At 70.6% G+C, this 26,164-nt stretch carries 26 protein-coding genes and 1 tRNA gene; 12 read left to right on the top strand and 15 right to left on the bottom strand.

Features of this window, described 5'->3' with window-relative positions:
• Position 1: 1 nt before the first annotated feature.
• A complete protein-coding gene (locus ACRAKI_RS00850; protein ID WP_447005139.1) occupies positions 2-952 on the bottom strand; it encodes an SMP-30/gluconolactonase/LRE family protein in 951 nt (316 codons plus the stop codon).
• A gap of 79 nt (positions 953-1,031) precedes the next feature.
• Here ACRAKI_RS00850 and ACRAKI_RS00845 point away from each other — a divergent pair, with 79 nt between their 5' ends.
• Positions 1,032-1,466, top strand: coding sequence for a MarR family winged helix-turn-helix transcriptional regulator (locus tag ACRAKI_RS00845; protein WP_447005138.1), 435 nt, complete (start codon positions 1,032-1,034; stop codon positions 1,464-1,466).
• 106 nt (positions 1,467-1,572) lie between these two features.
• Here the strand turns inward: ACRAKI_RS00845 and ypfJ are convergent, their stop codons facing one another.
• Both ypfJ and ACRAKI_RS00835 read right to left on the bottom strand, forming a co-directional pair.
• Positions 1,573-2,475: a KPN_02809 family neutral zinc metallopeptidase gene (gene ypfJ, locus ACRAKI_RS00840; RefSeq protein ID WP_447005137.1), complete on the bottom strand. Its 903-nt coding sequence runs from the start codon at positions 2,473-2,475 to the stop codon at positions 1,573-1,575.
• Between the two features lie 551 nt (positions 2,476-3,026).
• Positions 3,027-4,757 carry a bifunctional metallophosphatase/5'-nucleotidase gene (locus ACRAKI_RS00835; RefSeq protein ID WP_447005136.1) on the bottom strand — a complete coding sequence of 577 codons (1,731 nt, stop codon included), beginning with the start codon at positions 4,755-4,757 and terminating at the stop codon, positions 3,027-3,029.
• 171 nt (positions 4,758-4,928) lie between these two features.
• Between ACRAKI_RS00835 and ACRAKI_RS00830 the strand changes: the two genes are divergently transcribed.
• Positions 4,929-5,360: a MarR family winged helix-turn-helix transcriptional regulator gene (locus tag ACRAKI_RS00830; protein ID WP_447008616.1), complete on the top strand. Its 432-nt coding sequence runs from the start codon at positions 4,929-4,931 to the stop codon at positions 5,358-5,360.
• A gap of 17 nt (positions 5,361-5,377) precedes the next feature.
• Positions 5,378-5,462 (top strand) — tRNA-Ser (locus ACRAKI_RS00825).
• 78 nt (positions 5,463-5,540) lie between these two features.
• On the opposite strand, the gene ACRAKI_RS00820 is transcribed toward ACRAKI_RS00825, so the two are convergent.
• Together ACRAKI_RS00820 and ACRAKI_RS00815 are read right to left on the bottom strand one after the other, a co-directional pair.
• The gene (locus ACRAKI_RS00820; RefSeq protein ID WP_447005135.1) at positions 5,541-5,789 is read right to left on the bottom strand and encodes a hypothetical protein; all 249 of its coding nucleotides are present in this window, start codon (positions 5,787-5,789) and stop codon (positions 5,541-5,543) included.
• Positions 5,790-6,005: 216 nt separating this feature from the next.
• Positions 6,006-6,395 (bottom strand): hypothetical protein, encoded by a 390-nt coding sequence (locus tag ACRAKI_RS00815; protein ID WP_447005134.1) that lies wholly within the window; start codon positions 6,393-6,395, stop codon positions 6,006-6,008.
• A gap of 331 nt (positions 6,396-6,726) precedes the next feature.
• Between ACRAKI_RS00815 and ACRAKI_RS00810 the strand changes: the two genes are divergently transcribed.
• Both ACRAKI_RS00810 and ACRAKI_RS00805 read left to right on the top strand, forming a co-directional pair.
• Positions 6,727-6,873, top strand: a complete 147-nt coding sequence (locus tag ACRAKI_RS00810; protein WP_447005133.1) for a hypothetical protein — start codon at positions 6,727-6,729, stop codon at positions 6,871-6,873.
• Positions 6,874-6,886: 13 nt separating this feature from the next.
• Positions 6,887-7,429: a DapH/DapD/GlmU-related protein gene (locus ACRAKI_RS00805; RefSeq protein ID WP_447005132.1), complete on the top strand. Its 543-nt coding sequence runs from the start codon at positions 6,887-6,889 to the stop codon at positions 7,427-7,429.
• Positions 7,430-7,495: 66 nt separating this feature from the next.
• Here the strand turns inward: ACRAKI_RS00805 and ACRAKI_RS00800 are convergent, their stop codons facing one another.
• Together ACRAKI_RS00800 and ACRAKI_RS00795 are read right to left on the bottom strand one after the other, a co-directional pair.
• Entirely contained in the window at positions 7,496-9,025 is a 1,530-nt protein-coding gene (locus ACRAKI_RS00800) for a M28 family metallopeptidase (protein WP_447005131.1), read from the bottom strand.
• Between the two features lie 63 nt (positions 9,026-9,088).
• Positions 9,089-9,736 carry a GNAT family N-acetyltransferase gene (locus ACRAKI_RS00795; protein ID WP_447005130.1) on the bottom strand — a complete coding sequence of 216 codons (648 nt, stop codon included), beginning with the start codon at positions 9,734-9,736 and terminating at the stop codon, positions 9,089-9,091.
• A 55-nt stretch (positions 9,737-9,791) separates the two neighbouring features.
• Between ACRAKI_RS00795 and ACRAKI_RS00790 the strand changes: the two genes are divergently transcribed.
• Positions 9,792-10,763 (top strand): NAD(P)H-quinone oxidoreductase, encoded by a 972-nt coding sequence (locus tag ACRAKI_RS00790; protein WP_447005129.1) that lies wholly within the window; start codon positions 9,792-9,794, stop codon positions 10,761-10,763.
• Between the two features lie 14 nt (positions 10,764-10,777).
• Here the strand turns inward: ACRAKI_RS00790 and ACRAKI_RS00785 are convergent, their stop codons facing one another.
• Both ACRAKI_RS00785 and ACRAKI_RS00780 read right to left on the bottom strand, forming a co-directional pair.
• Positions 10,778-11,419 carry a class I SAM-dependent methyltransferase gene (locus ACRAKI_RS00785; protein WP_447005128.1) on the bottom strand — a complete coding sequence of 214 codons (642 nt, stop codon included), beginning with the start codon at positions 11,417-11,419 and terminating at the stop codon, positions 10,778-10,780.
• A 29-nt stretch (positions 11,420-11,448) separates the two neighbouring features.
• A complete protein-coding gene (locus ACRAKI_RS00780; protein ID WP_447005127.1) occupies positions 11,449-12,648 on the bottom strand; it encodes a cysteine desulfurase-like protein in 1,200 nt (399 codons plus the stop codon).
• A gap of 113 nt (positions 12,649-12,761) precedes the next feature.
• On the opposite strand from ACRAKI_RS00780, the gene ACRAKI_RS00775 reads away from it, so the two are divergent.
• From ACRAKI_RS00775 to ACRAKI_RS00755, 5 genes are all read left to right on the top strand, one after another.
• Positions 12,762-13,313: a bacterial proteasome activator family protein gene (locus ACRAKI_RS00775; RefSeq protein WP_447005126.1), complete on the top strand. Its 552-nt coding sequence runs from the start codon at positions 12,762-12,764 to the stop codon at positions 13,311-13,313.
• Positions 13,314-13,512: 199 nt separating this feature from the next.
• Complete coding sequence (gene wzm, locus ACRAKI_RS00770; RefSeq protein ID WP_447005125.1) at positions 13,513-14,442, top strand: galactan export ABC transporter permease subunit Wzm/RfbD; 930 nt, start codon at positions 13,513-13,515, stop codon at positions 14,440-14,442.
• Between the two features lie 15 nt (positions 14,443-14,457).
• Entirely contained in the window at positions 14,458-15,273 is an 816-nt protein-coding gene (gene wzt, locus ACRAKI_RS00765; RefSeq protein WP_447005124.1) for a galactan export ABC transporter ATP-binding subunit Wzt/RfbE, read from the top strand.
• A gap of 9 nt (positions 15,274-15,282) precedes the next feature.
• Positions 15,283-16,179 carry a galactofuranosyltransferase GlfT1 gene (gene glfT1 / locus ACRAKI_RS00760; RefSeq protein ID WP_447005123.1) on the top strand — a complete coding sequence of 299 codons (897 nt, stop codon included), beginning with the start codon at positions 15,283-15,285 and terminating at the stop codon, positions 16,177-16,179.
• Between the two features lie 104 nt (positions 16,180-16,283).
• Complete coding sequence (locus ACRAKI_RS00755; RefSeq protein WP_447005122.1) at positions 16,284-16,496, top strand: hypothetical protein; 213 nt, start codon at positions 16,284-16,286, stop codon at positions 16,494-16,496.
• A gap of 7 nt (positions 16,497-16,503) precedes the next feature.
• On the opposite strand, the gene ACRAKI_RS00750 is transcribed toward ACRAKI_RS00755, so the two are convergent.
• The 6 genes from ACRAKI_RS00750 to ACRAKI_RS00725 all read right to left on the bottom strand — a co-directional run bounded on the left by ACRAKI_RS00750 (position 16,504) and on the right by ACRAKI_RS00725 (position 24,831).
• Positions 16,504-16,803 carry a hypothetical protein gene (locus ACRAKI_RS00750; RefSeq protein ID WP_447005121.1) on the bottom strand — a complete coding sequence of 100 codons (300 nt, stop codon included), beginning with the start codon at positions 16,801-16,803 and terminating at the stop codon, positions 16,504-16,506.
• A 126-nt stretch (positions 16,804-16,929) separates the two neighbouring features.
• On the bottom strand, positions 16,930-18,798 hold the full coding sequence (locus ACRAKI_RS00745; RefSeq protein WP_447005120.1) for a glycosyltransferase: 1,869 nt from the start codon (positions 18,796-18,798) through the stop codon (positions 16,930-16,932).
• A gap of 59 nt (positions 18,799-18,857) precedes the next feature.
• Positions 18,858-20,729, bottom strand: coding sequence for a glycosyltransferase (locus ACRAKI_RS00740; RefSeq protein WP_447005119.1), 1,872 nt, complete (start codon positions 20,727-20,729; stop codon positions 18,858-18,860).
• Positions 20,730-20,735: 6 nt separating this feature from the next.
• On the bottom strand, positions 20,736-21,923 hold the full coding sequence (gene glf / locus ACRAKI_RS00735) for a UDP-galactopyranose mutase (RefSeq protein ID WP_447005118.1): 1,188 nt from the start codon (positions 21,921-21,923) through the stop codon (positions 20,736-20,738).
• Positions 21,924-22,004: 81 nt separating this feature from the next.
• Positions 22,005-23,960, bottom strand: a complete 1,956-nt coding sequence (locus tag ACRAKI_RS00730) for a DUF6541 family protein (protein ID WP_447005117.1) — start codon at positions 23,958-23,960, stop codon at positions 22,005-22,007.
• A gap of 100 nt (positions 23,961-24,060) precedes the next feature.
• The gene (locus ACRAKI_RS00725; protein WP_447005116.1) at positions 24,061-24,831 is read right to left on the bottom strand and encodes a glycosyltransferase family 2 protein; all 771 of its coding nucleotides are present in this window, start codon (positions 24,829-24,831) and stop codon (positions 24,061-24,063) included.
• A gap of 79 nt (positions 24,832-24,910) precedes the next feature.
• Here ACRAKI_RS00725 and ACRAKI_RS00720 point away from each other — a divergent pair, with 79 nt between their 5' ends.
• On the top strand, positions 24,911-26,155 hold the full coding sequence (locus ACRAKI_RS00720) for a hypothetical protein (RefSeq protein WP_447005115.1): 1,245 nt from the start codon (positions 24,911-24,913) through the stop codon (positions 26,153-26,155).
• Positions 26,156-26,164: the final 9 nt, after the last annotated feature.

The following is a 26,164-nucleotide window of genomic DNA, read 5'->3' as shown; positions in this document are numbered from 1 at the left end:
GTCAGCGGGATTCGGAGAAGCGCCGCACCGTATACGCGTCGGACGTTCCGGCGCCGCTGGCCAACGTGCCCAGGTTGCCGTCCACGACGAAGCTCCCGTGCGGCGACCGGGTGATCGTGGTCGGCTCGTCGTCGGCCCACGGCGCGGCGCGGTGGGTGGTGCGGGCGGTGCGCCAGCCGTCGTCCGAGCGCAGCACGCTGACGGCCGCTTCCCCTGGTGCGCCGAGGGAGTTGGTGACGACGGCGAGCGAGCCGTCCGGGCGCAGGTCCATGCCGTCGCCGCCGACCAGCGGGCGGTCGAGGGTGATCTCGGTGACCTGGCCGCCACGGGTGACCTTGAACAGCGCGCCCGTGTCGTAGCGGACGGCGAGCAGGAAACCGTTGGGGTGCCGAACGATCCCGTTCAGGCCGATGGTGGTGCTGCCGAACCGGGGGTCGCGGGCGAGGACGGTGGCGTGGCCGTGGGGGTCGACGCGGTAGAGGGCGTCGGTGGCGGGGTCGGTGACGTAGGCGTTGCCGTCGCGGTCGACCGCGACGTCGTTGGCGGCGTGCGGGCCGGGGCCGATCGCGAGGTCGACGACGTGCAGCGGACGTCCGGTGGCGAGGTCGAAGACGCCGAGACCGGAGGCCTTGTAGGTGGTGTCCGGGGTGGACCGGCTGCCCACGCCCATGTCGCCGTACGCGACGTAGACGCGGTCGCGGACCACGTGGACGCCGAGCGTGGACACCATCCGGGGATCGCTGATCAGCGTTTTCGTGGTGCCGCCGGGCCTGACGACCTCCACTGTGCCGTGGCGCACCGAGCTGAGCAGGAACGTGCGCCGCAGCGGGTCCCAGGCGATGCCCTCGGGGTGCAGTGCGGTGGATCCGCCGGTGATCGTCTCGGCGGTGGGGTGGGCCGACGCCGGGACGGCGGTGAGGATCAGCAGCGTGAGGACCATCAGAACACGCATGTCACTCCGATCACATTGTTAAATACGTGGGCGAATTTATATCAGGGCTCTGATGACCGTCGACGTTTACGATCTCGGCATGGGTATGCCGTTCGAGGAGCGCCTTGGCGGCGACATCAAGCGCGTCGAGCACGAGTTGATGCTGGTGAAGCAGCAGGCCGTGCGACCGGCGGGGCTGACGGTGCCGCAGTACGCGGCGATGCTGGTGCTGGACCGGCATCCCGGGGTGTCGGCCGCCGAACTGGCCCGCCGCTGCCGCGTGACACCGCAGACGATGACCACCATCCTGCGCAACCTGGAAGCGGCCGACCTGATCGCCCGCGTCCCGCACGAGGTGCACCGGAACGTCCTGGAGACCCGGCTGACCGAGGCGGGGCGGGCGGCGTTCGAGGTGGCCGACGCACGGGCGTCCGCGGTCGAGCGGCGGTTGGCGGACGAGTTCAGCGCGGCGGAGCGGGAGACGCTCCGGACCCTGCTGGCGCGGTGTTCGAAGGTGCTGACCGAGCAGCGCTGACGACCCCGCACCAGCCGTGGTGGGCCGGTGCGGGGTCCGTCAGCGCTGGTTCAGCGAGGTCGTGGACGTCGACCCGGATCGTCGGTGTCAGCCCAGGTCGTCGGTGTCAGCCCAGGTCGTTGGTGTCGAACGTGTTGCAGCGCGCCGGATCGCCGGTCTCGAAGCCGGTCGTGTACCACTTCTGCCGCTGCGCCGACGAGCCGTGGGTGAACTGCGTCGTGTCGATGCGACCGCCGCCGAGTTCGCCCTGGATGAAGTCGTCGCCGATCCGGGCCGCCGCGTCCAGCGCCGCGTTCACGTCGTCCTGCGTCACGTTCGTGATCAAGGGCTGGCCGGACGCCGTCGGCACGCTCTGCGCGTGGTTCGCCCAGGCTCCCGCGTAGCAGTCCGCCTGCAGCTCCAGCCGCACCGAGTCGGACTCGGGTCCGGACCGCGAGCTCACCCGGTCGGACGTGCCCAGCAGGTTCTGGACGTGGTGCCCGTACTCGTGCGCCAGGATGTAGGCCTCGACGAACGGCCCACCGGTGGCGCCGAACTTCTGCCGCATCTCCTGGAAGAACCCGAGGTCGATGTAGATCTGGGCGTCCGCCGGGCAGTAGAACGGCCCCACCGCGGACGACGCGTTGCCGCACCTGGTCTGCACGCTGCCGGAGAAGAAGTTCGTCTGCGCGGCCCGGTAGGTGCTGCCCGAGCGGGCGAACTGGTCGGTCCAGTAGGCCTGGATCGAGTTGATGAACGCCACCGCGCGGCAGTCGGCCTCGCGGTTCGCGTCCGCGCCGGTCCGGCACTTCTCCTTGATGGCCTCCGAGCCGACCTGCCGGCCCTCGCCGACGTCGCCGAACCCCGAGCCGGACGGCAGCTGCGCGCCACCGCCGAGCTGCGACAGCACCAGGTAGATGATGAGGCCGACGATGCCCAGCCCACCACCGCCCATGGCGACCCGACCGCCGACGCCCCGCTGGTCGGTGACCTGTGACGTGTCGAGCTGGGCGTTCTCGTTGAACTGCACCGCGCGTCCTCCAACCTCAGGGTCCACACAGAAGCCGGACAAAGATAAGCCCCGGGTGCGGGACCCGACGTCGGGGTACCGCACCCGGGGTTTTCCCATGTGGAGATGACGAAACCGTTCGTGACGAGGTCGGCGTGGACCGCGGTCGGCGCCGACGGTGGAGACGGCGCTCTCAGACTTACCGGGTCAACATCGTCAAGCGCGGCGATGGCGCCGATGGCGCCGTGCGCTCGAAAACCTCGTCGAACCGCTCACGTTCGCGTTCGGGCCGGTCTCGTGACCGCTCCGCCCGCGGGGTTGCGGTTCGACCGTGAATCGTCACCGCGAGGACTTACCTGCACCGCACCACCTACCCCTTCCGGGCGTGCCGCCGGCGGGTTCGGCTCGGGTTCCGCCGGTGGCAGGTCCTACGTCGAGCATGCGCTTGATCGGCCCGATCCACAACCGCAGGACACATCCCCTGAACTGGTGAAACGCAATCATGCAGACCGATTCGGCGGGTCACCGCGTGCGGTGGGCGGACGCCGGGACGCCCGCCCACCGCGCGTTCCTCACGGCGTGGTGGTGATGCGGTCGAGCGCCGGCGGAGCGGTGTTCGGGTTGGCGGTCAGGTAGGCGCCGAACCCGTCCAGGTCGATGCCGCCACCGGTGATCCCGGTGCCGCCGGTGAACGCGCTGAAGCCGTCACCGCCGCCCTGGAGGAAGCTGTTGATCGTGACCCGGTAGTTCGCGGCCGGGTCCAGCGGCGCCCCGTTCAGCATGATCGCCGACACCTTCGAGCCGATCGGCGCGGACGCCGACCACGTGTAGGTCAGGCCCTTCGACGGCTGCAGGATCGTCTGCTTCAGCGCGCCGTTGACGATCTGCCACTGCTGCTCCAGCGCCTCCTCGATCTGCGCGCCGGTCAACGTCACCGTCTGGAGGATGTTGCCGAACGGCTGCACGGTGAACGCCTCGCCGTACGTCACCACGCCGTCGCCCTCACCGGCGGGCGAGGAGGCGTAGGCGAGGTCGGCGCGCACGCCGCCGGGGTTCATCAGCGCGAGGACCGCGCCGTTGCCCGTGGTGGCGGCGAGCTGCGAGTCGGCGATCAGGTCGCCGAGCGCGGACTCGCCGGCCGCGTTCTGCGCCCGCAGGATGTCCTGCGAGATGGTGCCGATCGGGCGGTTCGCGATCGGGCCGGACTTCGACTTGGCCAGGTCGATGATCGCCTGGATCTCGGGGTCCGGGGCGACGTCCCGGGTCACCACGTGGTTGCGGGCGACCGTCGCGGACCGGATGACCTCGCGGGTGCGCTTGTCGATCTTGAGGTCGACGACGGACAGCTCACGGCCGAACGCCAGGCCCTCGATGAACGGGCGCGGGTTGCCCGCCGGGTCGGTGACCGTGCAGTTGTAGTGCTGGTGGCTGTGGCCGGAGAAGATGGCGTCGATCTTCGGGCTGACCCGCTCGGCGATGCTCCGGCCGGGGCCGTTCGGTGTCGTGCGGCAGTCGTTCGGGCCGCCGCCGGACGTGCTGTCGCCCTGGTGGATCAGCAGCACGATCGACTTCACGCCGAGCCGGTTCAGCAGGTCGGCGTACCGGTCGGCGGCGGCGATCTCGTCGCCGAACCGCAGCTCCTTGATGCCGTTCGGGTCGACCAGGATCGGCACGTCCTTCAGCGGCATGCCGATGAAGCCGATCGGGACGCCGTCGCGGAACTCCACCCAGAACGGCGGCAGCGCGGGGCGGTCGTTCGCGGCGAGGGTCACGTTGGCGCCGAGGATCGGGAAGTCCGCGCCCTTGTACTTGTCGCGGAACTGGCAGCCGTCGACCGGGTGGCAGCCGCCGCGCTGCATGCGCAGCAGTTCCTGGTAGCCCTCGTCGAACTCGTGGTTGCCGGCCGCCGTGGTGTCCATGCCGACCCGGTTCAGGACCTCGATCGTCGGCTCGTCGTGGAACAGGGCGGAGACGATCGGCGAGGCGCCGATGAGGTCGCCCTGGCCGACGATCACGGAGTTGCGGACCTCGGACTGGAGGTTCTTGATGTGGGTGGCGTTGAACACCGCGCCACCGGCTTCGACCTGGGTGCCGTCGGACAGCGTGACGCGGCCCGACGAGCCACTCGGGGGCTCGATGTTGCCGTGCAGGTCGTTGATGCCGATCAGCCGGACGGCGACCGTGCGGCCCGGCTTGTCGTTGTCGGCCTGTGCGGGGCCCTGCACGAGCGTGACCGCCAGCGCCGCCGCCGCGGTGACCGCGAGCGCGACGGAGCGCTTCGCGGTGCGTCTGAACGAGGTCATGGGGTGGTTCCTCCCTGCGGCGCCCGGTAGGAGGGCGCTGTACGGCGCAGGAGTTTGCCTTCCGGAGCTGACCGGCACCAGACATGCTCGTGGATCGTCAGTTAACGGAGATGTGCGGCATAGCCTTGGGGGGTGACTGAGCAGGAGCCGCGGTGGCTGGACGATGAGGAGATGCGCGCCTGGCGCAACTACGTGGTCGGGGCGTCGATGCTCGCCGACCGGTTACACCGGGAACTACAGGACGGGCACGGGGTGTCGTTGCCCGATTACGAGGTGCTGGTGCGGCTGTCCGAGCAGCGGGGGCGGCGGATGCGGATGTCGCAGCTGGCGGACGAGGTGGCGTCCTCCAAGAGCCGGGTGTCGCACCAGGTGGCGCGGATGGAGCGGGAAGGGCTGCTGCGGCGGCTGGAGTGCCCGGAGGACGGGCGCGGGGTGTTCGCGGAGCTGACGGACAAGGGAATGGCGCTGCTGGAGTCGTCGGCGCCGACCCACGTCGAGGGCGTGCGCGAGCACCTGATCGACTTGTTGTCGCGGGAGGAGCAGGAGGTGCTGGCCACGGTGTTCACCCGGGTCATCGCGCACCTGCGCCAACCGGACCGGTAACCTGCTCCGGCACACCGGGAAGCGTGGCAGAGCGGCCGAATGCACCCGCCTTGAAAGCGGGAGACGGGCAACCGTCCGGGGGTTCAAATCCCTCCGCTTCCGCAGGTCAGAGCCCCGGTCACCTTGCGCGGTGACCGGGGCTCTCCTGTGTCGTCTCAATCGTCGTCTCAGTTGTGCCGTTCAGGCCGGTATCGGCACGCCCGCTGCTCCGGTCTCCTTCCACAACTGCGCCGCCTTGACCCGTTCCTGTTGCTGCTCGTTGGAGTGCTGACGTAGCAGGCCGATCAGTTCGTCCGGCAACCCCATGCCGCGCTTACCGGCCTTCGACTTCGTCCCTGCTGTCTCCTTGCGGGCCGCCAGGCGTTGCGGACAATGCCCGCCGAACTTGTGGCCGCACGGTTCGGTACGTCGACGCGAGTGGAGCGTCAACAGGGATTGGTCTGGTCGAGCATCAACCGGCGGCGTCGGACCCTACAAGTTCGAGGGGGTGAAGCGTCCCCCTCCCCCAGGAGGCGATCCAGCGGGTTATAAGGCGACCTAGGGCACTTTTGCAGAGGATTGGTCTAGTGCGGTGACCACGAACGTCCACCGAGTGAGGACGGGGCGAACGAGGCATCGGCCCCGTACCGACAGGTGTGACCGCGCTCAATCCCCGGATCGCCTGCGCCGCCGTGCCCGCAGCCAGAAGAAGCCGCCCACCAGGGCTCCTACCAGTCCGAGCAGTCCGAGCAGCCTGGCACTGCCCGGCCCGCCGATGTCCCGTGCGCCGAGTGAGGAATCGAGGACGTGCGGCAACACCAGCGCCCCCAGCACCAGCGCGGCCATGATCAGCGCGACCGCGCCTTCGATCAGGTACTTCGCGGCCCGGTTCACCCGGTGTGCCCAGCCGCCGAAGCCCTTCGTCAGCACGTAGACCACGGCGGCCACCACGAGCGACAGCAGAACCCACCCGAAGAACGGGTTGAACCCCCGCGCGTCGCTTCCCACCGGGTTGAGCAGCCGCCAGAGGAAGAGGCACCCGAGCAGAAACGGCACGGCAGCCAGGAGGAGGCGTGTCGGGAAGGACATTACCCGTGGCTTGGGGCGCAGGCTTCGGCGTCGGGGCACAGCCGCATGCTAGGCGTCCACCGGACGGGGGCGGTTCGGTCGAATGCTCCCTTGCGAGGGGTGCGGCGGCTGCCTGCTCGACGTGTCCCGACCCGGTGAACGTTCATGGACACCGCACTAGCGGTGACGGAAGCGACCGGGGCGCAATCGTCACCAGTGCCCGCAGGCATTGCGTCACTGCCCGCGGGGCATAGGTCACGCCGTGCCTCTGCCGTCTCAGTTGTCGTCTCAATCCCGTCTTGTTCGGCACTGTCCGTCGGTGTTCGCTCATCTTCAGCACGAGATCGTGGGAACCGAGCGGGACTGCTTCGACGTTGACAGCAGGCTTCCCGCGTTCCTCGACTGGGTGGAGCACGCCTTGGCCGCCGAGCAGCGGCGAGCAGCAGAGCCGGCGGAGCCTTCGTGAGAAGGTCCGGATCATGTCCGACGACCGCCTCATGCGCATCCACAGCGCCGAGTTCAAGGCCATGTCCGAACGGGTCCTGCGGGCCACCGAGCTGACCTCCCGCCTCAACGTGCTGCCGTTCGACGACGAAGCGGGCAAGGCGGACCTGTTCGAACGGATACTCGGCCGGCCGCTGCCGGACGAGGTCACGATCTACCCGCCGTTCTACACCGACCACGGCCTCAACCTGGACCTCGCGGAACGTGTGTTCATCAACCAGAACTGCACGTTCCTGGACTACGCCGGCATTCGGCTCGGCGAGCGCGTGATGGTGGGGCCCAAGGCCACTTTCATCACCCTCGGCCACCCGGTCGACCCCGAGGAACGGCGGGGGTGGCTGAGCGGCGGCCCCATCGACGTGGCGGAGAACGTGTGGATCGGCGCGGGCGCCACGATCCTGCCCGGCGTCACGATCGGGCGCGATGCCGTGATCGCCGCGGGTGCGATCGTGGCCGACGACGTTCCGCCGGCGAGCCTGGTGACCGGCGCCAAGGCCGCTGTCCGCCGACAGTGGTGACGGACCGACAGGCCGGGGCCGACCTCCCCGCGCAGGAGGCCGGCCCCGGTCGGGACGAGCTGGTGCTTACGCCACGTCGGCGTGCGAGTGGTCGTGCTTCTCGATGTGGAGGGACCGCATCGAAGCCGCACGGGCCTCGGCGCGCTTGGCACGCGACGGCACGCCGTTCACGCTCTCGGTGCTGATCGCGTAGGACGCGGTAACCCACGCGAGCGCGTCGGAGTTCCGGTCGAGCGCGGTCCGGTCGACGTTGCCGAGGTTGTCACCCGGACCGTGGTAGTTGGGGTCGTACGCGGTACCGGCGGTGCCGCCCCACTTCGCGGCCTGGGCCTCGGTCTTGATGCCCTCGGCGCCGGTGAACAGACCGCCGGCCGGGATGCCGTTGAGGATGAACTCGCCGTAGTCCGAACGCCCGCTGAAGTCCGTGCCCTCGGTCTGCACGCCCTTCACCTCGGTCAGGTAGTCGACGAACGCCTTCTCGATCTGCGCCGAGCCGTACGGGCCCGCGCCCGCGCCGACCGCGTCGGAGTCGTCACCGTCGTAGACGAAGTACGCCGCGTTCGGCGAGCCGATCATGTCGAAGTTCAGGTACAGCGCGATGTCGAGCTGCTGCTCGAACGTCAACCCCTGCACGTACTTCTCGGAACCGACGAGACCCAGCTCCTCGGCGCCCCACCAGGCGAACCGCACCGCGTTGTTCACCTTCGGCGACCCGCCGAGCTTCAGCGCGGTCTCCAGCAGACCCGCCGAGCCGGTGCCGTTGTCGTTGATGCCGGCGCCGTCGTCGACGCTGTCGAGGTGGGCGCCCGCCATCACGACGTTGTCCGTGCGGCCGGTCCTGGTCTGCGCGATCACGTTGCGCGACGGCCGCTCTTCCGTGTGGTACCGCATGTCCACGGTCGCCGACTGGCCGCCGAGCTGGGCCAGCGCGTCGCCGGCGGCCCGGCTGACGCCACCCGTCGGCACGACGCCGGGCGCACCCAGCGTGACGCCGGACAGCGGGCCCTCGGCGTTGTTCGCGATGAGCACCGCGATGGCGCCGGCGGCAGCCGCGTTGCGGTGCTTGCTGTCGAACGTGCAGGCGCCGCGGCGGATCAGGGCGATCGAGCCGGTGAAGTCCTGCCCCGCGAAGTCCTCGGCCTCGCAGCCCGGAGTCGCGTCCTGGGGGACGACGCGCAGCGGGCCGGTGACGCCGCCGACCGGCGTCTGCGGCGAGAACTCCAGCGGAATGCTCTCGTGCGTCACGCCGCCGACCGCCGCGGTCGCGGCGTCGGTGATCTGCACCGGGTACAGGAACTCCGGCGTGGACACGTCGAACCCGGCGCCGCGCAGCTTGCCGGCCACGTACTCGACGCTGGCGTCGTACCCGGTCGTGCCCGCGGCGCGGTTGCCGTCGTTGCGGTCGGCGATGCGCTGGAACGCGATCAGGTGGCGGTTGACCCCTTCCAGCGTGACGTTCTTGGTGAGCTGCTTGGCCAGCTTGGGCCCGTCGAGCGGCGCCGCGGAGGCGACGTTGACGGCCGGAACGGCTACCAGTGCGAGGGATGCGGACGCCGCGAGGATCGTCGCGCGTCGAATCCCGGTTCTACCTGACATGATCGAGTTTCCCCTTCACTCGGATGCCGAACCCTCACAAGTCGCGGAGGTGAACGCAATCCGTCAGACGGAGGGTCTTTCACCGATCAGCACCCGCAGGCGGGGTGTGATACCGCTCACCTCCAGCACCCAGTCGGGCCTGGCGAACGTCCCCGGCGTCAGCAGCAGCCGCGTCTCCGCCGCCGGTTCACCCCGTCGGACCTGCGTGACCGTGCCGTCCGGCCGGTAGCCGAGCTTGCGGCTCACCGCGTGCGACGCGAGGTTGTCGTCGAACGCGCTGGACCGCGCGGACACCGCGCCGAGGTGGTCGAACGCGAACATCAGCACCGCCGCCCGCATCTCCGTGCCGATCCCCCGCCCCTGGTGCCGCAGCCCGAGCCACGACCCGCTGGTCACCTCGCGGCGGATCGCGAAGTGCTCCCCGCCCAGCCCTTGCGTCCCGACCACCCGACCGTCCAGTCGGACCAGGAAGTTCAGCTCCCACCGCTCTGGCGACAGGGACGCCCGCACGCCCCAGTAGTGCTGGAGCGTGTTGGTGCCGAGCCGGTCGCGCGGCGCGTCGGTCCAGGCCACGGCGAACGGCATCCGGTCGGGCGGGTGGACGCCGTCGAGCGACACGTCCACCAGTTCGGCCAGGCCCTCGTCGTCATCGGGGCGCAGTTCGAGGCGCGGCGTGCGGAGCACCAGGTGTCGGAACGGCCAGGGGTCCATGCCCGTCGATGGTGGCGGGCACGCGTTCCCGGGGCGACCGGATTACCGTCGACCCATGCGCGCGATCACCATTCGTGAACCCGGCGGGCCCGACGTGCTGGCGTGGACGGAGGTTCGGGATCCCGAACCAGGCCCCGGGGAGGTGTTGCTCGACGTGGCCGCGACCTCGGTGAACCGGGCCGACCTGCTGCAACGCCAGGGCCACTACCCGCCGCCGAAGGGCACGTCGGACGTGCTGGGCCTGGAGTGCTCGGGCACGGTCGCGGCGCTCGGCGACGGCGTCGAGGACTGGCAGGTCGGGGACGAGGTGTGCGCGCTGCTCGCCGGCGGCGGGTACGCGGAACGGGTCGTCGTCCCGGCCGCCCAGCTCCTGCCGCTCCCGGAGGGCGTGGACCTGGTGACGGCCGCGTCGCTGCCCGAGGTCGCCTGCACGGTCTGGTCGAACGTGGTGATGCTGGCGGGGTTGAGGAGCGGCGAGACGTTCCTCGTGCACGGCGGCGCGGGCGGGATCGGCACGCACGCCATCCAGGTGGCCAAGGCGCTGGGCGCGCGGGTCGCCGTCACGGCGGGTTCGGCGGAGCGGCTGGCGCGGTGCGCCGAGCTGGGCGCGGACGTCCTGGTGAACTACCGCGAGCAGGACTTCGTGACCGAGGTGGGCCGGGCGGACGTGGTGCTGGACAACATGGGCGCCGCCTACCTGGGCCGCAACGTGGACGTCCTCGCGCCGGACGGCCGGCTGGTGGTCATCGGCATGCAGGGTGGCGTGAAGGGTGAGCTGAACATCGGCAAGCTGCTGGCGAAGCGCGCGAGCGTGAGCGCGACCGGCCTGCGGTTCCGGCCCGTCGACGGGCCCAGCGGCAAGGGGCGCGTGGTGGCCGAGGTGCGCGAGCACGTGTGGCCGATGATCGAGTCCGGCCAGGTCAAGCCCGTCGTGCACGAGGTGGTGCCGGTCGAACGGGCGGCCGACGCCCACCGCGCGCTGGAGGGCGGCGGAGTGGTCGGCAAGCTCGTGCTCGCCGTCTCCTGATCCGGCGCGGTCTCCTAGTCCAGCGCGTTCGCGGTGGCGAGGAAGGTCCGCGGGGTGGTGCGGAAGCGCAGCGAGAACTCCTCGGCCCACCGCACCAGCACGCTGTGCTCGTCCGGGCGTTCGGCGTCGTCCACCAGCACCGCCGCGCCCGGCGCGAGCACGCCCCGCAGGACGGGCAGCGCCGGGTAGCGGGCGTCGCCCAGCAGGGGGCCGTCCACCAGCAGCAGGTCGACCAGCCCGTACCGCTCGACGAACGCCGACACCTCGTCGTGCACGAGCTGCGGGTGGTACCAGTGGGCGTTGCCGAGGGCGGCCGGGTGCGGGGTCAGCGGCGCGTGGACGACGCGCGCCACGTGGCCCAGGCCCTCCCGGCGCAGCTGGCTGGCCACGAACGCCGCGGTGCGCTCGTCGTGCTCGACGGACAGCAGGTGGCCGAACCCGCGCCGCGCCAGCAGCCGCGCCAGCACGACCGACGACGCGCCGCACCCGCACTCCACCAGCACGGTCCGCGACCCGAGCAGCACCTCGTCCGCCACGGCCGCCAGCGCGGCGGGCCGCAGCTCGTGCGCCGTGTTGGGCAGGTACTCCGCCATCAGGGGCGCCAGCCGGTGCAGGGCGGCGAGGTCGGCGAGCTCCCGGGACAACAGGTCGTCCACCCAACCCCCAGTCTCAGCGCCACCCGGCCTCAGCCCAGCTCGGCGACCGCCCGCACGAGCTCGTCCACTTCAACCGCGTTCGTGTAGTGCGCCAGGCCGACGCGGATGGCGCCGCCGACCTCGCCCACTCCCAGCACCGAGAAGACGCCGTGCTGACCCGAGTCGGCGAACGCGCACACGCCCCGTTCGGACAGGTGCTCGACGCCGTCGGTCGCCTTCACGCCGGCCACCGTGAACGCCAGCGCCGGGACCCGGCGCATGGCGTCGCCGATCACCATGACGTGACGGAGCGATCGCAGTTCGTTGATGAGATTAGCCAGAAGTCCGGCCTGATAGGCCTTCACCGACCCCAGCGACGTGAGCACCCGCTCGCGGCGCGGGCCCACCGCGGCGTCGTCCATCCCGGCCAGGTACTCGACCGAGGCGACCAGACCGGCCAGCAGCGGGTAGGCGTGCGGGCCGAGTTCCAGCCGCTCCGGCCCGCGCGCGCCGGGCTCGACCGCCACCGACGGCAGCATGTCCAGCACCGACGGGTCGCGGAACACCAGCGCGCCGACCGGCGGGCCGCCCCAGTTGTTCGCCGACACGGCCACCACGTCGGCGCCCATGGACGTGATGTCGAGCGGCACGAACGGCGCGGCGGAGGAGGCGTCGACCACGACCAGCGCGTCCGCGCGGCGGGCGGCGTCGGCGATCTTGCGCAGGTCGGGGCGGGTGCCCACGGAGCCGGACGCGGCCGTCACGGCGACGAGCTTGCACCTGGGCGTGACCAGGTCGTCGTACTGCCAGGCGGGCAGCTCGCAGGTCTCGATGTCCACCTCGGCCCACCGGACCACGCTGCCGGTGCGCTGCGCCGCCCGCTGCCACGGCGCGATGTTCGCCGGGTGGTCGAGCCGGGACACCACGACCTCGTCACCGAGGAACCAGCCCTCGGACAGCGCGTCGGCCAGTCGCTGGAGCAGCACGGCCGAGCTCGGACCGAGCACGACACCGGCCGGATCCGCGCCGACCAGGTCCGCCACGGCCCGGCGGGCCGCGTCGACGATCGCCTCGGCACGTTGCGAGGCGGGGAATATGCCACCCGGCCCGGAGACGGGTGCGCGCAGCGCGGTGGAGACGGCCGTGGCCACCTGTTCGGGTACTTGCATCCCCGCAGGAGCGTCCAGATGAACCCAGCCGTCGCCGAGCGCGGGGAAGAGCCCACGGACCCGGGCGACGTCGAACGCCATGCCGCACACCGTACGGAGGAGTCCGGCACGAGCGACAGCAGGGGCCGGGGGTTTGCCGCCCGATCCGCGACCCGGTTCGGCGTGCGCCACCCGATCGGGCCAGGATGGGAGGCATGAGTGAGGCAGCCCGAGGTGATCAGGTGGAGAACGAGCGGCACGTGGTGGTGGTAGGCCCGGACGGGACGCCGGTGGGCGCCGCGCGGGTGCCGTCGGGTGGCGACGCGAGCGGCCAGGACGTGACGGACCTGGTCGAGCAGCCGGCGAAGGTCATGCGCATCGGCACGATGATCAAGCAGTTGCTGGAGGAGGTGCGCGCGGCACCCCTGGACGAGGCCAGCCGGAACCGGCTCAAGGAGATCCACAAGCGGTCGATCGACGAGCTGGAGGACGGGCTGGCGCCGGAGCTGCGGGACGAGCTGGAGCGGCTGTCGCTGCCGTTCACCGAGGAGAGCACCCCCTCGGACGCGGAGCTGCGGATCGCGCAGGCCCAGCTGGTCGGTTGGCTGGAGGGCCTGTTCCACGGCATCCAGACCGCGCTGTTCGCGCAGCAGATGGCGGCACGGGTGCAGCTGGAGCAGATGCGCGGGCGCGCGCTGCCGGCCGGCACCGGCGGCGCGGATCACTCGGAGACGCCGCACGTGCGGGGCACCGGCCAGTACCTCTGAGACCGTCGGCGACCGGACTCGTCCCGGTTCGGTCACATCCGAGGCCCGGTCGACCAGCCATGACTACGGAGAGTGCGCCCGGTGTCACCGTCAGGTGATCGCGCGGACGACCGGACCGGAGACCGGTGGTCGGGTGGTGACCTCACCGTGACAGCCCGGCGACAGCCGCACCCCCCTGTCGCCGGTAGTCTCAATCCTCGTGCAACCCACGAGTACGGTCGACCGACCAGAGGCTCCCCTCGCACCAGACTCGCGCACGTTCGCGCGTGCGTTCGCCGACGTGCGCGACGCCTGGCACCATCGCGAGCTCTGGGCCCACCTGGGCTGGCAGGACATCAAGCAGCGCTACCGCCGCTCGGTGATCGGCCCGCTCTGGATCACCATCTCGATGGGCACCACGGCGCTCGCGCTCGGTCTGCTGTACTCGCAGCTCTTCGGCCAGGAGCTGGACACGTTCCTGCCGTACGTGACGGCCGGCTTCATCATCTGGAACTTCATCCTCGGCGTGGTCTCCGAGGGCACCGACGTGTTCATCGCGAACGAAGGGCTGATCAAGCACCTTCCCGCCCCGGTGACGGTGCACGTGCTGCGCATGGTGTGGCGGCAGGTGCTGTTCTTCGCGCACAACCTCGTCGTCTACTTCATCGTGCTCGCCGTCTTCTACCCGGCGCTCACGCAGCCGTACTCGATGGCCGGTGACGAGCTCAACAGGCACCCCGGCATCTCGTGGGCGGTGCTCCTGGCCATCCCGGCGTTCGCGCTGATCGTGGTCAACGCGGTGTGGGTGGCGCTGCTGTTCGGCATCATCAGCACCCGGTTCCGGGACATCCCCCCGGTGATCCACAGCTTCATCAACCTGATCTTCTTCATGACGCCGATCGTCTGGCACGTCGGCGTGCTCAACAAGGTCACCGGCGCCGAGGGCGGCAACGGCGAGGGCAACTGGAAAGTGCTGATCGCCGAGCTGAACCCGCTGTACCACTTCGTGGAGATCGTCCGCGCGCCCTTGCTCGGGCACACGCAGGAATGGCACCACTGGGTCGTCGTCGGCGGGTTCACCATCGTGGGCTGGGCACTGGCGATGATCGCCATGCGCAACTACCGTGCCCGCGTCTCCTACTGGGTCTGAGTGAGGCCGCAACACATGGTCAGCATCGATGTTTGGAACGCCTCGGTCGACTTCCCGATCTTCGACGCCAAGTCGAGGTCGCTGAAGAAGCTCGCGCTGGGCAAGGTAGGCGGCAAGATCGGCTCCGAGGGCCGGGTCCCGATAATCGAAGCGCTGCACGACATCAACATCGCGTTGCGGCACGGTGACCGGGTCGGCCTCGTCGGGCACAACGGCGCGGGCAAGTCCACGCTGCTGCGGCTGCTCGCGGGCATCTACGAGCCCACGCGGGGCAGTTCGCGCATCGTCGGCAAGGTCGCGCCGGTGTTCGACCTGGGCGTCGGCATGGACCCGGAGATCTCCGGGTTCGAGAACATCATGATCCGCGGCCTCTTCCTCGGCATGAGCCGCAAGGAGATGGAGAAGCGGGTCGACGACATCGCCGAGTTCACCGAGCTCGGCGACTACCTCTCGATGCCGCTGCGCACCTACTCCACGGGTATGCGGGTGCGGCTGGCGCTGGGCGTGGTCACGTCGATCAACCCGGAGATCCTGCTCCTGGACGAGGGCATCGGCGCGGTCGACGCGGCGTTCCTGGAGAAGGCCCGCGACCGGCTGAACGACCTGGTGAAGCGATCCGGCATCCTGGTGTTCGCCTCGCACTCGGACGACTTCCTGGTGGAGCTGTGCAACACCGCCATCTGGATGGACGAGGGCCAGGTCAAGATGCACGGGTCGCTGCGCGACGTGGTCACCTCCTACAAGGGGCGTGACCCGTACGAGCACCTGAGCGAGGCGACGTTGGAGCGGATCGGTCAACCGCGGGTGCTGAGCGGAAACGGTGGCGAGTAGGTGAGCGTGGTGAGCGCACTGCCGAAGGGCTCCGTCGTCGGGGTGGTGGTGACCCGGCACCGCCGGGAGCTGTTGGCCGACTCGTTGAAGGTCCTGGCGTCGCAGACCAGAGCGCTCGACCACCTGGTGGTCGTGGACAACGGGCCGGACCAGCCGGTGGACGACCTGGTCGCCCAGTGCCCCATCCCGACCACCTACCTGGCCTCGCACCGCAACCTCGGTGGCGCGGGCGGGTTCGCGCTGGGGATGCTGCACGCCCTGTCGTTGGGCGCGGACTGGCTGTGGCTGGCCGACGACGACGGGCGCCCGGCGGACGAGACGGTGCTGGCCGTGCTGCTGGAGGAGGCGAACCGGCGCGGGCTGGCCGCCATCTCGCCGGTGGTGGCGAACATCGACCGGCCGGAGAAGCTGGCGTTCCCGCTGCGGCGCGGGCTGACGTGGAAGCGGAACGCGGCCGAGCTGGGCACGGACTTCCTGCCGGGCATCGCGTCGCTGTTCAACGGCGCGCTGTTCAAGGCGTCCACGGTCGACGTCATCGGCGTGCCGGATTACCGGCTGTTCTTCCGCGGTGACGAGGTGGAGATCCACCGCCGGCTGGTGCGCACCGGGCTGCCCTTCGGGACGTCGCTGAAGGTCACCTACCTGCACCCGGACGGGTCGGACGAGTTCAAGCCGATGCTCGGCGGGCGGTTCCACGCGCAGGACCCGGAGAACGCCATCAAGCGGTACTACACGTACCGCAACCGGGGCTACCTGCTCTCCCAGCCGGGAATGCGGAAGCTGGGACTGCTGGAGGCATTCCGGTTCGGGCTGTACTTCATCGGCGTTCGGCGCGACCCGAAGGCGTTCATGGAGTGGCTGAAGCTGGTCCGGCTCGGCCGGCAGGAGCGGTTCTTCCGCAAGTGAGGCGGTCGGGTCCGGCTTGACGCGGTGGGGGTTCAGCTGGACGCGGAATCGCTGACGGCGAACCTCCCTTGCCTGGTCACGCCCGTGCTGGTGGGCTGGACGGCATGACTTCCGAAGCGCGTAAGACGGCACTGGTGCTGCACCTGGCCGCGAACCCCAACCCGATTTCGATCAAGGTGTCGGCGGAGACCGTCGCCGACCTCGGACCGCGGTTGATCCAAGTGGTGCGCAACGGCCACACCCAGGCCATCGAGACCGCCGACGGCAAGGAGTTCGTGGTGAACTTCGGCCACGTGGTGGCCGCGCACTTCGAGTGAGCCGGGATCACGGCTTGATCCCGGGATTCGTCGGGTAGTGGTGCGCGCGCGTGTCGTGCGCGGAGGCCAGCGCGACGTTGTACCCGCAGTTCGCGCACACCGCCACGTCGCGCTTGAGCGCACGGCCGCACGACGGGCAGTCGTGGCTCCGGTGCCTGGCGACGAGCCAGACCACGGCGAGCACGACGTCCGCGGCGATCCAGAGGAAGACGCCCATCGGCCCGCCTCCGGCGACGACCCAGGTCAGGAACAGCACGTTGACCGCGAGGGCGACCCAGGCCAGCATCGGGAACCGCGAGAATCGCATGCCGGCTCCTTCCGGAGCAGTGGCGCGCTCGCGACACCACGAGCGCGTGGTGGTCCGACTGGAGTATGACCCCCTGGCGTTCACGCCGCAAAGGGGTGGCGCGGAACACGCCACCCCGTCACCCGGTCAGCGCTCCCGGCCCTGGTTCTCGAAGACCTTGCGCCACTGCTCGGCCGACGTGAGGTCGGGCAGGGCTTCCCGGTAGAGCCGGCGCAGCCGGGGCCACTCCCGGCCGAGCCTGCGGTAGTTGCGGACCGCGCGGGCCATCAGCGTGCGGAACTGCTCCGGGTCGCGCTTGTAGAACGCGACGCCGGTGCCGTCGGCGGTGGAGACGGTGGCGCTGTCCAGGTTGCCCAGCAGGAACCACCGGGCGTTCAGCGCCGGCACGTTGAGCTGGGGCCGGTCGCCCGCGGACGGCTGCGGGGGGCGGAGGTTGTGCAGCACGGACTTCGCCGCCCGCACCGCGATGGTCGCCTTGCCCTTCGACGGCTGGAGCAGCGCCTCCGCCCGCACCATGTCGAACGTGGGCGGCGGGAACTCGCGGGCCGATTCGAGGCGCTGGGCGTCGCTGTACTCGGAGCGCAGGGCGCGCACCATCGGCAACGCCGTGCGCAGCGAGTCGAACAGCCCGGCCGGTCCGTCGAGGAAGTCCTCCAGGGCCTTCTGCTGCAAGGCCACCGTCGAGTACTCCATCGACAGCAGGTGCCGCAGCGACAGCTTCAACCCGTGCTTCACGATCCCCGACCGCACGTCGTACGGGCTGTGCAGCGCGGCCAGGACCAGCCGGTTGCGGGTGTGGAAGTACGCCTGCCAGTCGGTCGAGTCGTTCTTGTCCGTCCACGGCATGTGCCACACGGCGGAACCCGGCAGCGACACCGTCGGGTAGCCGTGCTCCAGCGCCCGCAACGAGTACTCGGCGTCGTCCCACTTGATGAACAGCGGCAGCGGGTAGCCGATCCGCTGCACGACCTCGCGCGGGACCAGGCACATCCACCAGCCGTTGTACGTCGCGTCGACGCGCGGGTGCAGGGCGGGCGTCTCCCGCAGCGGGGACACGCCGAAGTCGTGGTCGTTGACCGCACCCGGCGCGGCCCGCCAGAAGCACGTGCCCAGGTCCACGATCTCCGCCGAGCTGTGCAGCCTGGTCCTGGCCTGCAGGTTCAGCATGTGGCTGCCGACGATGACCGGTGACGCCGCCGCCCGCGCGAACGCGTTGGACCGCAGCACCGCTTCCGGCTCCAGCCGGATGTCGTCGTCCATCAGCATGATCTGGTCGGCGTCGGTGTGCTCGACCGCCTCGAACATGCCCCGGGTGAACCCGCCGGAGCCGCCCAGGTTGTCCTGCTCGATGACCTCCAGCCGGTCGCCGAGACCGGCCGCCGCCTCGGCGAAGCCCGGCACCGAACGGATCTTCGCCGTGCTCTGGTCGGCGATGAACACCTTGCCCAGCACGTCCAGCACGGCCGGGTCGCTGCCCAGCGCGCGCAACGCCTCGACCGCGTCGTCCGGCCTCATGCTGGCCATGCTGACCGCGACGGTCTTCGGCGGCAGCGGCTCGCGCACCGCCCACTCGGCGTCGTCGATCTCCAGCACGGACTCGTGCGTGAAGGCGTCGAACCAGATCAGCCCGCCGTCCTCGAACGGCTTCAGCGAGACCGGGAACTCCAGCGACGTCCAGTCCGCCGCGTCCCGGACGAACGAGCCCTCCAGGTGCACGACGTCGCCGCTCGGCTTGGAGCGGTACACGTCGATCCGGCCGGAACCGCGCACCTTCAGCCGGAGCACGACCTCGTCGACGACCGTCCAGCGCTTCCAGTAGCTGGCCGGGAACGCGTTGAAGTACGTCGCGAACGACACCTTGGCGTGCTCGGGCACGGTCAGCCACCGGCGGGAACCGACCTGGCAGTGCACGTTCTCCGGCTCGTCCAGGTACATCGGCCGGACGTCGAGCGGGTCGTCGTCTCTCGGCAGGATGATCCGGTGCACTGCGTCCACGAGGGGTCCCTCCGGTGAGAAGCGGGGCGGACCGGGTGCGGTCGCGCCCCGCTGCGGGATCACAGGTCGTACAACCGCTGCCAGTTCTCCCGGCTGGTCAGGTCGTCCATCGCCTCGCGGTAGGCGCGCTGCATCTCGGGAGCGCGCTGGTACAGCTCCTTGAGCAGCCGGGTGCCCTGCTTGCCGAGCCGTATGGCCAGTTCCCGGTCGCGGCGGCGCACCCGCACGCCCTCCTGGGACGCGTCGGTCACCACGGCGGTGTTGAACGTCGACACGTGCCACCAGGCCGCGTCACCCGCGGGGATCGCGCCCACGTCGTGCGCGGACTTGCCGAGGAACTGGCCGACGAGTCGCTTGGCCAGCACCGCGATGTGCTTCCGGGGCGCGCCCGGCGACGGGATCATCGGCAGGTCGCCGGACGAGATGCCGGGCACCTCGGACGCCGGGTGCTTGATCGTCTCCGGGAACTCGGCGCGCAGCTTGCGGATCTCGGACGCCGCCTCGACGCCGCCGTCGCGCAGCACCGACGGGCCCTTGAGGAAGTCCTCGATGGCCTTCAGCTGGGTCGCCGCCAGGCCGTACTGCATGCCGACCAGGTAGGTGGCGAGCTGCGCGGCCATGGTCCGGCAGATGCGCTTGGGGTCGAACCGGCTGTGCAGCGCCGACGTGATGAGGGCGTTGCGCAGGTTGAAGTACCGGTGCCAGTCGTCCCAGTCCTTCCAGTGGAAGTCGGCGTGCCAGACGCCGGCACCGGGCAGGGTCACCGTGGCGAAGCCGTTGGCCCGCGCGCGGTAGCCGTACTCGATGTCGTCCCACTGGAAGAACATCGGCAGCGGGTAGCCGACGGCCTTCACGATCTCCGACGGGATGAGGCAGGACCACCAGCCGTTGTAGCCCGCGTCGACCCGGCGTTCCTGCATGTTCTTCTTGCCGGTCTCCTCGTCGTACGCGGTGAGGTCGACGTCGTGCAGGGCGCCGCGGACGACCTGGCCGGGCGCCAGCGTGTCGAGGTTCGCGTACTCCGCGCCCACGTGCAGGTGGTTGGGGTGCAGCAGGTACAGCATCTGGCCGCCGACGATGACCGGCTGCGCGGTGCGGTTCGCGAACGCGGTCATCCGGACCACGATCTCCGGCTCGCACAGCACGTCGTCGTCCATGAACAGGACGTTGGCGTGCTCGGCCGCGCCGAGCTCGGTCACCTCGTACAGGCCGCGGGTGAAGCCGCCCGCGCCGCCGAGGTTGGGCTGGCGGATGTAGCGCAGCTTCTCGCCGAGATGTGCCGCGATCTCGGCGAACCGGGGCCGCGACTCGACCGGGTCGCTGCCCTGGTCCACCACGTAGATGGCGTCGACCAGGTCCAGCGGCTCCGCGTCGGAGGCGAGCGAGGCCAGCGTGTTGAGGCAGTCCTCGACCCGGTTGAACGTGCAGATGACCACGGCGGTGGGCCGGACGCGCTTCGGCGGCGCCACGGTCCAGCGGACGCGTTCGACCACGAGCCGCTGGTCGCCGGTGACCACGTCGAACCAGAGGCCACCGCCGTCGGTGAACTTGTCGATCTTCGCGGAGAGGCGCACGACCTGCGACTTCGCGCCGCTGACGGACTCCGCCGCGATCATGCGGGTCTCGCCGTCGGCGTCCGACGCGACGATCGACACCTGGCCGGAGCCGGTCAGCTCCAGGCTCAGCTCCACCTCCGGGCTCACGCACCACCGCTGCCAGTAGGTGGCGGGGAAGCGCCCGAAGTAGGTGTTCATCGTGATGGTCGTGTGCGGGTGCACGACCATGCGGTCGCGTTCGCGGTCCGCGATGCCGCGCGAGACCTCGGCGTACAGGTCGGCCGAGACGATCGGCGACGGCCCGGCGAACAGGCCCCGCTGGGCCAGCAGTTCCTGCGGCGCCTCGTGCTCGACGAGCTGGGAGTTGCCCGACATTCCGACTCAGTCCTCCAGCGAACCGTCCAGCGCCTGACCGGTGGCCAGGTGCGGGGCGATCTTGTTGTCGAACACGCTCAGCGCGGAACCGATCGCCATGTGCATGTCCAGGTACTTGTACGTGCCGAGGCGACCGCCGAAGAGGACGTTGTGCTCGGCGGCCTCGCGCCGCGCCAGCTCCCGGTACCGCTCCAGCTTGGCCCTGTCCTCGGCCGTGTTGATCGGGTAGTACGGCTCGTCGTCCTTCTCGGCCGCGCGGGAGAACTCGCGCACGATGACCGTCTTGTCCGACGGGTACTCGCGCTCCGGGTGGAAGTGCCGGAACTCGTGGATGCGGGTGTAGGGCACGTCCGCGTCGTTGTAGTTCATCACCGGGGTGCCCTGGAAGTCGCCCACGGGCAGGACTTCCTGCTCGAAGTCCAGCGTGCGCCAGCCGAGCCAGCCCTCGCTGTAGTCGAAGTAGCGGTCCACCGGTCCCGTGTAGACGATCGGGGTGCCGGCCGGGATCTCGTCGCGGACGTCGAAGAAGTCCGTGCCGAGCCGCACCTCGATGTTCGGGTGGTCGGCCATCTTCTCCAGCCACGCGGTGTACCCGTCGACGGGCAGGCCCTCGTAGGTGTCGTTGAAGTACCGGTTGTCGAAGGTGTAGCGCACCGGCAGGCGGCTGATGACCGCCGCGGGCAGCTCCTTCGGGTCGGTCTGCCACTGCTTGGCGGTGTAGTCGCGGACGAACGCCTCGTACAGCGGGCGGCCGATCAGCGAGATCGCCTTCTCCTCCAGGTTCTGCGCGTCCTTGGAGTCGATCTCGGCGGCCTGCTCGGCGACCCACGCCCGAGCTTCCCCGGGGCTGAGGTACCGGCCGACGAACTGCGAGATCAGGCCCAGGCCCATCGGGAACTGGTAGGCCTGGCCGGCGTGCATCGCGTAGACCCGGTGCTGGTAGCCGGTGAAGTCGGTGAACTGGTTGACGTAGTCCCACACCCGCTTGTTGGAGGTGTGGAACAGGTGCGCGCCGTAGCGGTGGACCTCGATGCCGGTCTCGGGTTCCGGTTCGGAGTAGGCGTTGCCGCCGATGTGCTCGCGCCGTTCCAGGACCAGCACGCGCTTGCCGAGCTGGGAGGCGGTGCGTTCGGCGACCGTCAGACCGAAGAACCCGGAACCGACGACGATCAGGTCAAATCCAGCGAAGCTCACAGCACTTGAGGGTACGGTAGTGACGACCTGTGACCGTCCACACCCTGTGGGTGCGCGCCGGCCCTGATCGGGTGGATACGCTCACCGGTCCGCGGGTGCCCCGGCACTGTCCGCGACGTGTTCCTGACCCTCGATCTCGTAGACCGTGGCCCCCTCGTTCTTGAACACCTGGCGGAAGCCGCGGATCGCGTCGAGGTTCGCCAGGCCGGGCGTGAGCTTCTTGTCCACCCGCACGTACCCCTTGCCGATGAGCACGTAGCGGACCTTCAGCTCGTCCAGGGCCTCGCGCACCCCGGGATCGGTGTTGATCTTGTTGAGGTTGCGCACGAGGTAGTTGTTCGGCGAGCCCTCGGGCGTGCCGTAGAACGTCCACTCGACCGGCTCGACCTCGGCCACCGCGTACAGCCAGGCGCTGCCGTCGAACACGTCGTTCAGCACCCGCTCGCCGGGCCGCACGCGCTCGCCGAGCCACCGGTACGCGGCCAGCTCGGCCTCGCTGACCACCGGCCCGTCGTTGTAGGCCTGCCCGAGCCGGGCGCTGTTGCGACCGACGTACGCCCCGCTGAGCAGCGTGACCAGCAGGAAGAACGCCAGGCTCACGGCCACCGGCGCCCACGGCCTGCCGGCCAGGGCGGGCACCCGGTCGCGGTACCGGTCGACCAGCCAGGTGCCGACCGCGACGGCGGCCACGCCGAACCCGATCGCGCCGGGCAGCGGCAGCATCACGGCCAGCCGCCAGTGGTCGTTGTAGAAGACGCCGGTCAGGTTCTGGATGAGCCGGCCCTCCAGCGACACCGTCGCCGCGTACAGGCCGCCGAACACCAGCCAGACGCCGACCATCCACGTCATCAGCCGACGCCTGGCCATGACGACCATGCCGAACAGCGCGGGCAGGCCGATCCACCACTGGGGAAAGGCGGCCACCCCGGAGAACGTCAGCATCTGCCCGAACGCGCCCGCCGGCGTGGCCTCCGACGGCCACACCATCGCGGCCACACCGGTCGCCGCGCCCATCGACGGCAGCATGAGCGGCACGGCGGCCAGCCCGGCCAGCACGACCGTCCCGGCCAGCGTGGGCCACGCGCGCTTCCAGTCGATCGGGACCAGGCCGAACACGCAGGCGAAGAACAGGATGGCGAGCAACCCGGCGACGATGAACGCGAGGCTCGGCTGCAACCCGACGACCGCCGCGACGACCAGCGCGAACGCCAGCGGGCCGGTGACGCCGCGCGGCCGGACCAGGTAGGTGGCCAGCGCCAGGATGGCCGGCAGCAGGGCGACGCCGGCCACGTACGGCCACAGCGGGCCGCGCCACAGCGAGTCGTACGGGAACGGCGAGAACCAGGTGGACACGGCGGCGGCGAACGCCACCACGCGGGCCGGGAGTTTCCACGCCAGGCCCATCGCGGCGATGCCGACCGGCCAGATCAGCACGGTGCTCAGCGCGCCGGCGTTGAGGAGTTCCGGCAGCGTGATGCCCGCCTCGTCCAGCAGCAGCGCGAGCAGCTGGTGGTACGTGCCGGGGTAGAAGTAGGCGGTGTTCTCGGGCTGGTTGGCGATGGCGCCCGCGGACGACACGAGGGACGCCTGGTGCTCGGCGAACCAGCGGACCAGGTTGCCGTGGTGCGGCGCGTCCCAGTCCTGGGCCAGCCGGCTCATCGTGCCGATGCCGCGCAGGAAGGTGACGGCGCCGACCGCGAGGCCGATGGCCAGGCCCGCCCCGACGACCAGGTGGCCGTTGCGGGAGACCTCGTGGTCGTCCTGGACGTGGCCCCGCTCGGCGTCCGGGGGCCACCGGCGCTGGACGAGCGTCGTGACCAGCAGCAACAGGACCGAGGCGAGCAGCGTCCAGACGCCGAACGTGACGAGCGTCCACGAGAAGCCCAGCTTGCCGAGCAGCAGCCCGCCGATCGAGACCAGGCCGTAGGTGATCGCGGGCGCGGCGGCGGCGAGGACCCAGCCGCGCAGTCGGATCGCCGCACCGGCGAGCAGGCCCGGCACCCAGAGCAGCAACAGCACCAGCAGTGCAGCACTCATCGCGATAGCAACCCGTCATTTGGTCCGACAGCGGTTCCCCGGCCGCCGCGACGGCGAGACTACCCGTGCCCGACCGCCCGACGTCCGACCCCTGGGGGCGTCACCAGCGCCGGTTCACCACCTGCACGCCGAGCCACGCCGCGTGCCGGGCCGCCACGCCCAGCCCGCTGACGCCGATGCGCTTGGCCAACGCCTGCTTGCTGCGGCGCAGCAACTTCGTCTGCGGCCCCATCAGCGCGCCGCGGCTGTACTGGTCGGGGTGCACGCGGTAGCCGACCAGGTCTTCCGGCACCACGTCGCCGTCGGCGCGGGCCATGATCCGCAGCCACAGGTCGTAGTCCTCCAGCCGCACGCAGCGCGGGTCGAACCCGCCCGCCTCGGCCGCCAGCTCCTTGCGCACCACCACGGTCGACGTGATCAGGCAGTTGAACAGCAGCATCGTGCGCGCGACCTCGGGACCGATCGCCGAGTGCATCTCGCCGACGACCTGACCCGACGGGTCGATCTTGTTCGCCCACGAGCCGACCAGGCCCAGACCGGGCCGCTGCTCCAGCACGGCGACCTGGTGCGCCAGCCGGTTCGGCATGCAGAGGTCGTCCGCGTCGAGGAACGCGACCAGGTCGTGCTCGGCCGCCTCCAGCCCGATGTTGCGGCCCACGGCGGGCCCGCTGCGCGGCGCGGGCGTCAGCCGCACCTGCACGCGGTCGTCGGGCAGGGTCGCGGCGGCGGCCCGGTTCTGCTCGCACTCGCCGTCGAGGACCAGCACGACTTCCCAGTCCTGGTGGGTCTGCTCGGCGACCGAGCGCAGCGTCTCGGCGAGGAAATCCGCCTTCGGCGCGCACGGGATCACCACGGACACCGGCGATGGCATGGGGTTCTCCTGCTGCGGGAGGGATCGGCCGACGCCGTACAGTAAGGCCCGCTCAAGCTCCCCTTGGAAGAGGACACCCGTGTCGGCGGCGAACGGATCACGGCTCGACGGTCTGCGCGCGTTGGCCGGCACGGCCGTGCGGCAGTCCGCGGTCACCATCGACCAGCTGGTCTTCAGCGCCATCACGTTCGCCGTGCAGCTGGTCGCGGCGCCGGTGTCGACGGACGCCGAGTTCGGGGTGTTCTCGCTGGTCGCGATCGTGCAGATCGGCCAGTGGTACCTCGGCCGGGCGATCGCGGCGGAGCCGCTGCTGGTGTCGAAGGCGGTCGCGAACGGCGACGCGCGCGGGGTGCGCGGCGCGGCGGCGACGTCGTTGCTGCTGGGCGTGGCGATCGGTCTGGTGTGCCTGGTGGTCGGGCTGATGCTCGACGGGCCGGCCCGGACGCTGCTGCTGATCCAGGCGATGGCCTCGCCGTTCACCGCGGTGCTGGACCACGGCCGGTACGTGTCGTACGCGCGGCAGCGGCCGTTCCGGGCGCTGGTGCTGGACGGGGCCTGGCTGGTGCTGTTCCTGGGCGCGGTCGGCGTGACCGTGCTCGTGGGTGAGCTGGACGCGTCGTCCACCTACCTGTTGTGGGCGTTGAGCGCGGTGCCGGTGGCGGCGGCCTGCGCGTGGCTGACCGGCGGGCCGTTCGGGTTCGGCGCGGTGCGCGGCTGGCTGCGCGACCGGCGTTCGCTGCTGCCCGGGTTCCTCATCGACGCCGTCTACCTGACCGCGGGCACGTGGGCCACGTTCGGCGTGACGGCGTGGGTCGTCGGCCTGGACGGGCTCGGCCTGCTGCGCAAGGCGCTGGTCCCGGTGACCGCGCTGACCGTGCTGTTCATCGGCATCAGCAACGCGCTGCTCGCGCACCTGGCCGGCCGGTCGGCCCGCGAGGTGGTGCGGGCGCCGATGCTCGTCTCCGGACTCGCGGCGGTGGTGAGCCTGGCGTTCGCGGGCCTGACCCTGATCGCGCCGGCCGACCTGCTCACGACCGCGCTGGGCACGCCGTGGGAAGGCCTGCGGCCGATCGTGCTGGTGCTGCTGGCTTACGCGTTCCTCCTCGCCACCGCCCAGACCGCGCTGGTCGCCGGGAAGGCGAGCGGTCGGGCGTGGCTCGGACCGCGGGTGCGCACCGTGCAATTCGTCACCGAAGTCGGCCTGGTGGCACTGCTGGGCGTTTGGCTCGGGGTGATCGGGGTAGCCCTGGGGATGGCCGTGGCCTGGCTCACGGCCGCCGTGCTCGCTTGGGGTGGCCTGCTGGGACAGCGGGCAAGGGCCTAGATTCGTCGC

The organism is Saccharothrix isguenensis, from assembly GCF_052936305.1.
This window is presented reverse-complemented; position numbering and strand designations above follow the sequence as displayed.